The 6593-nt window shown below is 68.8% G+C and carries 5 protein-coding genes; 2 read left to right on the forward strand and 3 right to left on the reverse strand.

Features of this window, described 5'->3' with window-relative positions:
- Together ELR45_RS00685 and ELR45_RS00690 are read left to right on the forward strand one after the other, a co-directional pair.
- Positions 1-1572: acylphosphatase (locus ELR45_RS00685; RefSeq protein ID WP_165367337.1), on the forward strand; the 1572-nt coding region annotated here is incomplete at its 5' end.
- Positions 1572-2471: an ATP-grasp domain-containing protein gene (locus ELR45_RS00690; RefSeq protein ID WP_129662627.1), complete on the forward strand. Its 900-nt coding sequence runs from the start codon at positions 1572-1574 to the stop codon at positions 2469-2471. The genes ELR45_RS00685 and ELR45_RS00690, both read left to right, overlap by 1 nt.
- Here ELR45_RS00690 and ELR45_RS00695 read toward each other — a convergent pair.
- The 3 genes from ELR45_RS00695 to ELR45_RS00705 form a co-directional block, all read right to left on the reverse strand.
- Entirely contained in the window at positions 2465-3157 is a 693-nt protein-coding gene (locus tag ELR45_RS00695) for a phosphoadenylyl-sulfate reductase (RefSeq protein WP_129662628.1), read from the reverse strand. The two genes, ELR45_RS00690 and ELR45_RS00695, sit on opposite strands and share 7 nt — an antisense overlap.
- Positions 3154-5262, reverse strand: coding sequence for a hypothetical protein (locus ELR45_RS00700; RefSeq protein WP_129662630.1), 2109 nt, complete (start codon positions 5260-5262; stop codon positions 3154-3156). Before ELR45_RS00700 ends, ELR45_RS00695 begins: the two co-directional genes overlap by 4 nt.
- The coding region (locus ELR45_RS00705) for a pyridoxal phosphate-dependent decarboxylase family protein (RefSeq protein ID WP_165367338.1) at positions 5259-6593 on the reverse strand (1335 nt) is incomplete at its 5' end. The genes ELR45_RS00705 and ELR45_RS00700, both read right to left, overlap by 4 nt.

Genomic DNA, 6593 nt, shown 5'->3' on the forward strand with positions numbered 1-6593 from the left:
GTGAGTGTGGCCGCTGCCGCCGAACTGGCCGCAGCTCTCCCCCGGCTCGACTACTGCGCGCTGGAATCAAGCTGGGCCAAGGGGACCGTCACCATCGAGCCACCGCCCAGACGCGACGGCCGTCGCCGGCTCGAGCTCGGCGACGCACCCGGCATCGGTGGGGACATCGTGCTGTCCGGCGCGGTGCAGTACATGACCCGATATACCGACGGATCTCAAGCCCCACCGCCTCCTCCGACGTATGCGGGCTTGACGGCCAACACCTTCGACCTCGACACGCTGCTGCATTTCGAGAAGGCGAACGGCTCCGTCGACACCGCTAACCCGCTGCTGGACCGGGCGGCACTGGCCTACGGCCTCAACACGACCCGGCTGGGTCGCGGGGTCCTTTTCGCCGGACACCCCAAGCTCGCCGAGCCCATCGGATTCGCGAGCCGGCGCTCGAGCTGGACCGGCGTATCCACCCGTGCCGTCGTCGACAAGAAAGATCTCGCCAAGAAGATCCTGCATGCCGCCGGCGTCGCGGTGCCACAGGGCGACGTCTTCAATCCTGACCAATCCGAGCAGGCGGTACGGTACGCGCTCTCGCTGGGCGTGCCGGTCGTGGTCAAGCCGCGGGCGGGATCGCACGGCGCCGGGGTCACCACCGACCTCCGCGAGGAAGGCGACATCCGCAGTGCCATCGCCGCGCTCGCGTCGACCTCCTTCGCTCAGCGCGCGTTCGTCGTCGAGGAGTACGCGCCGGGTGAGGACTACCGGTTCCTCGTCGTGGGCGACCGCGTCGTCTCGGTGGTGCTGCGCCGGCCGGCTTCGGTGCACGGGGACGGGCGGTCATCCGTGCTCGAGCTGGTGATCCAGAAGAACCGGCACCGGCTGGAGAACCCACAGACGCACGGTTCACTCATCGAGCTCGGCCAGAACGCCGGGTACTGGCTGGACAGACAGGGCTTGACGCTGGACAGCGTGCCCGCGGAGGGCAGCCTGGTGAAGCTGGGCAGCGCGGGCAACATCGCCAACGGCGGGGACAGCGTCGAGGTCCTCGACGAGACTCATCCCAGCCTGCTCGACCTGGCCGTCCGGGCGACCCAGGCGATCCCAGGGCTGGACCATTCGGGGGTCGACCTCATCGGCGACCACCGGCTCAGTACCGACGAGCACCGCGCCGTCGTCATCGAAGTGAACTCCAACCCCGGCACCGACCTGAACCACTTCCCGATCTTCGGCACTCCGCGGGATGTGTCCACATCGCTGATCCTGCGCCAATGCGAGCTCGCCGGATACCGGCCCAGCCACGTCCTGGATCGGCTCAGCGTCCGCATCGACGTGTGGGGGCGGGTCCAGGGCGTCGGCTACCGGCGCTGGTTCGAGCGGCTGGCGAACGAACGTGGCGTCGTCGGATCGATCCGCAATCTCTCGTCCGGCCAGGTCGAGGCCCACATCGCGGGCGACTTGAACGACGTCTGGCTGCTCTCGTCGCTCGCGGTGACGGGACCGCCACGCGCGAAGCCGAACCGGGTCGTGACCACGCACGTGAGCGAGGTCAGTCCCATCGACCGATTCGAGGTGCGCTGATGGGCGGCGATCCGCAGGCTCTGCAACGATTCCTCTCGGAGAACGTGCCCGATCGCTGCACCCTCAGATCCGCGCTGATGGAGTTCGCCGCGCTTCAGCGTGGGCTCGGGGTCGAACGGTTCGATCAGAAGATCATCCTGGTCGGCTTCCCCGACTCCCTGGTGCCGTTCGTCGGCATGAGCGGCCCCGACACCACGAGGATGGGCCAGCTCGTGTGCGGGTTCCGGGATTCCCAGCGGCAGCTGTGGCAGGCTGCCGGTCTGTGCGTCGCGCCGCACGCTGTCTTCCTCCCCACGCAACCGAAGACCGCGGCGGCATACGCGACCGAGCTCGGATGGCCGGTCACGGTCCGGCCCGCCCGGCTGGAGGGCACCCGCGGCATCACCCGCGGCATCGACAACAGCAAGGAGTTCCGCGCCGCGTTCAGGCGCGCCGACAGAGCATACGGCGACGAGCCCGGCATGAACCTCGTGCTCGTCGAGCCAACCGCCGCCGGTGACCGGTTCGACTTCTACGTGGTGGGCGACCGCCTGGTCTCCGTCACCCACCGGCCCACGGCCGACGTGTATGTCGACGTCACCGATGCCACGCACCCGCGACTCGCCGGCGTGGCCGTCGACGCGGTCACAGCCATCCCAGGACTGGCTCACGCGCAGGTGACCATGGTCGCGCCGACGGTCAGCCCGGCAGACGACGCCGAGCCGCCGTACATCCTCGAAGACGTGGCCAGCGCGGTGACCCCATCCGGCCAGTTCCCCACTCAAGGGCAGCCACGCGACGTGGCGGGGGCGATCATCGACCATTACCTCACCGCGCCGCGCTGGAAGCTCCCGCACTCGGTTGCGCACCAGCCTCCTGCCGACGCGGGGCCGGCGCCCGGGTGGCTCGTGGTTCAGTGAATGCCGCACTCCGTCTTGGTCTTACCAGCCCAGCGGCCTGCCCGAGCGTCCTCCCCGTCGGCCACCGGACTGGTACACGGAGCGCACCCGATTGAGGTGTAGCCGAGCTGCTGGAGCGGGTTGACCAAGATCCCGTGCTCTTCGACGTAGGCGTCCACCTGCTCGTCGGACCAGTTGGCCAGTGGATTGACCTTGACCTTCTTGCGACGGGCGTCCCAGCCGACCACCGGGGCGACCGCACGGCCTGGGTTCTCCGCGCGTCGCATGCCGCTCCCCCACGCGGCGTACGGCCGCAGCGCCCGGTCCAGCGGAAAGACCTTGCGCATCGCACAGCACAGATCCGGATACGACTCGTAGAGCTTTCCGTAGCTCGCCTCGTGCTCCGGCACGGTCAGCGGGTGTCCGACCGTCTCCACCTGGATGTCGTACGCCGACGCGATCGCGTCACGGGTGCCCATCGTCTCGGCGAAGTGGTAGCCCGTGTCGAGGAAAAGGACCCTGATGCCCGGCACAGCCTGCGAAGCGACGTGGCACAGCACCCCATCCGCCATCGAGGCGGTGAGCACGAAGGCGTCGCCGAACGTCTCCTGCGCCCACCGAACCACATCGGTCGCCGAAGCATCCTCGAGCTCGTGCCCAGCGGCCGTGGCCATACTGTGCAGCTGCTCCGTCGGAATGCGGGTCATCTGCTTCCTCCATCCAGGTCCACGTGCTTAAGAATCAGGCCGAGCTTGCGGAGCGCGTCCGCGACGTCGGCGAGAGTCCGGTCGATGCGTTCGATCCAGAGCCGTCCCCGGGTATGGTCGAACACGATCTCCGAGACCGTCGCCGCCCCGATGGCCACCCGTAGGCCGCCCACCCACTCGCCGTCCTGCTGATAGATCTTCACCGGCTGTCCGAGCTGGAACGTACGGCCCAGGACCGCGTCGTCCGACGGCATCATGCCGCGAAGGTCCTGCGCCAGCAGCCGGTAGACGCGGCGACCCTGGCTCATGGTCAGCGGCTGACCGTCCGGTCTGATGGCGAGGAACGTGAAAATGGTCGGCAGATCGTCCAGTCCGCGGTGATCTGGGTCCGGGATAGTGGTGTACGGGCTCTCCACCAGCCTGATCTGCGACGTCCCTTCAAGGATCGCGCGTAGGCCCGACACCAGCAGCCGGAGCACCTCGTCCCGGATCTCCGGAGAGACGTTGTGGAACGAACGCATCTCCGCCAGGGCGGCCTCCCAACGGAGCAGGAGGCCGGCGTTCAGTCCGGGCCGAGCCACCGCATGCAGATCACTCAGTGACTCCGGGACATCCGCTCGCGTCAGGTAGTCCGCCATGCCGGATGGCAGCCGCCGCCCCACCGCGAGCCGGGACGCGATCGACGACGGCATGATCACCGCTCCGGAGAACGGCGGACCACCGAAGAACTTCGAGCCGGTCACGATGACCATGTTGCCGTCGCGGAGGTGCTGGACAGCAGTGTGCTGGTCGATACGCATCTGAGCGGCGTCAACGGCGACGTCCAGCCGATCGCCGTACCGTTCGCGCCAGCGCAGCACGGTCTCTCGGCGCGGCAGCCGGATACCGGTCTTCGACCCTTCCACGACGTGTACCAGCACGCGACATCGATCCGCGTGTGCCGCGATCGCTTCCTCCACGGCGGCTTCGACACGCTCCGGAGCGAGCATCTCGCCGTGCTCGTCCCGCAGGTCGACGATGGAGCTGCCGGTCATCGTGGAGTCGAACCCGGGAATGGTCTCTCCGGCTTGGCTCGGGCTTCCCGACGGCAGCCGGTCGCAGAAGTGCCGCCCGGCGGCCGCGTACGTGCTCCCGCTGCCGATCTCGTACTGGCCGACGACGACCGAATGCACAGGCTCGTCCGCGCTCAACGCCGCCAGCAACGTGACCAGTTCAGCATCGGTCCCGGACGGGGTGAACACGACCTCGGCGTCGTCGGAGACGCCGAGCGCCGCCAGCAGGGTCCTGCGCATCACGGCCGTGTGCTTGGCGACGTACCTGCCGAGCTCGTATCCGAGGGCCGCGTCGATCAGCAGCCGCCGGACCTTTGTCGCCGCGGCGAACCCGCGGGTGGTCGGCGACGATGCCGTGCAGGACCCGAGCAGGCTGGTCCACGGTGTCGGGCTCGGGGAGATCCCATAGGAGTTCACGCCGCCGTGCCAGTCGATCGTCTGCCGGGAGTCTCCCCCGCTCGCCAGCAGCACCTCGGTGGGCAGGGCGAACGGGAGCGCCCGAGCCGCCCGATCGATCTCACTGTCCGGGCATGCGTCCAGGCCGTCCCGTTCGGCGAGGAACTCCGCGATCCGCACCGCCATCGCTCGCGCCGTGCTGCCGTCCTCGAGCCGATCATGCAGGGCGAGCATGTCCTCCGCGCTGTCGGACAGCGGCGAGAATGCGCTGAATGCGGCCGGCTCACCACGAGCGGACAGGCTGGTCGTGCCGTAGCCGAGGGCGGTCGCGTGCGCCAAGATCCGGTGCGCCCAGTCGGGTGTGTGCACGCCCGCCGCGCCCTCGCCGAAGGCACCGATCATCGCTGCGGTCAACTCGATCGCCTCGCGCAGGATCAATGCCGATCCGGTGACGGTCGCCGCCCGGTCGGGGCGCAGCGTGACCGTCACGCCGTCAAGCACGAACGGCCGCGCCTGTGCGGGATCGATCCGGACCGACAGGCCGGCCAGCCGGGCGCCGATCTCGGGCAGCCCGCAGGCTTCGATCACCGGCCACGGGACCGGCGGTGTCTCGCCTGAACTTTCCAGGACGGCGGGGGCTAAGGATGCATCGGTCACGTGTCGTAACGGCCTTCCAACTGGTCGAGCACGGCCGTCGCCACGTCGGTCCCCGCTTCCAGGCGGGAGTTGACGCCGTACAGCGTCGCTCGATTGTCACCTATTCCCGCGGCCGGGGCGCCTTCGGCCGCCCAGCGCACGTCGTCGAGGAACTCCTCGACCACCGGCACATGCGTGGGGTTGACGATCAGGTGGATGCTGTCCGGATCCCGTTGCCGATCGATCCGCCAGTTCCGTGTCTCGAGCCGATCGGCCACCGCCATCATGTCCACGACGTCCGATCCGACGGCGAATACGCTGATCGGCGGTTCACCGACGACGTGCAGACCCGGAATCGACCGGATGCCTTCCTGCAACCTGTCCGTGGCCTCGAAGACCTCGGAGAAGATGGCACGGTATCCGGCCCTGCCCTCGAACCTGATAGCCGCCCACGAGCCGGCGATCGCCCCGCCGGGCCGGGTGCCGAGCAGCGTGGGTGAGGCCAGGATGCCGCCCGGCCAGTCCGTGTAGGCGGCGAACTGGTGCCGCCGCAGGCTCCGGTCCCGGTACAGGATGCTCGACGAGCCCTTCGGGCCGTACCCATACTTGTGCATGTCCGCCGTCATGGAGGTGACGCCAGGCACGTTGAAGTCGAACGGCGGCACCTTGCGCCCCAGCTCCCGGGCGAACGGCAGCGCGAAGCCGCCGATGGTGGCGTCGATGTGCAGGCCGATGCCGCGCTCACTCGTGCGGTCGGCGAGGTCCTCGATCGGATCCACGACGCCGTAAGGAAAACACGGTGCCGACGCGCAGGCCAGGATGGTCGAGTCGGTCATCGCGGCGGCGAACGCCGCCGGATCCGCGCGGAAGGTATGGTCCACCGGAACCGGCACCGGCCGCACACCCAGGAGGTCACCCGCCTTCAGGAACGCGGGATGCGCCGTGACCGGGACCAGCATCTCCGGATGGCTCACCTCCGGCCGCTCGGCGCGGGCCCGGTCCCGATATGCCTTGACAGCGAGGATGATGCTCTCGGTACCGCCGGAGGTCATGGTGCCACCGGCGAGCTGCGGGTCAGCACCGAGAAGGTCGAGCAGCATCCACACGACCTGCTTCTCCATGGTCGCGACGCTGGGGAACGCCGTCGGGCCCAACAGGTTCTCGGATGCGAACTCGCGGTAGGCATCGTGCACGACCTCGTCGTGCTCGTCTCCAGCCCAGTAGATCAGGCTCCAGATCCGGCCGCGGCGCCAGTCCACATCATCCGCACGCAATGCGCGCAGCCGGCCGCGAAGCTCGCCGGCCGTCAGCCCATGCTCAGGAAACGGAACGTACGGCTCGTCAGAGTCCGT

The sequence above is a fragment of the Phytoactinopolyspora endophytica genome, from assembly GCF_004138495.1.
Taxonomy (GTDB): domain Bacteria; phylum Actinomycetota; class Actinomycetes; order Jiangellales; family Jiangellaceae; genus Phytoactinopolyspora; species Phytoactinopolyspora endophytica.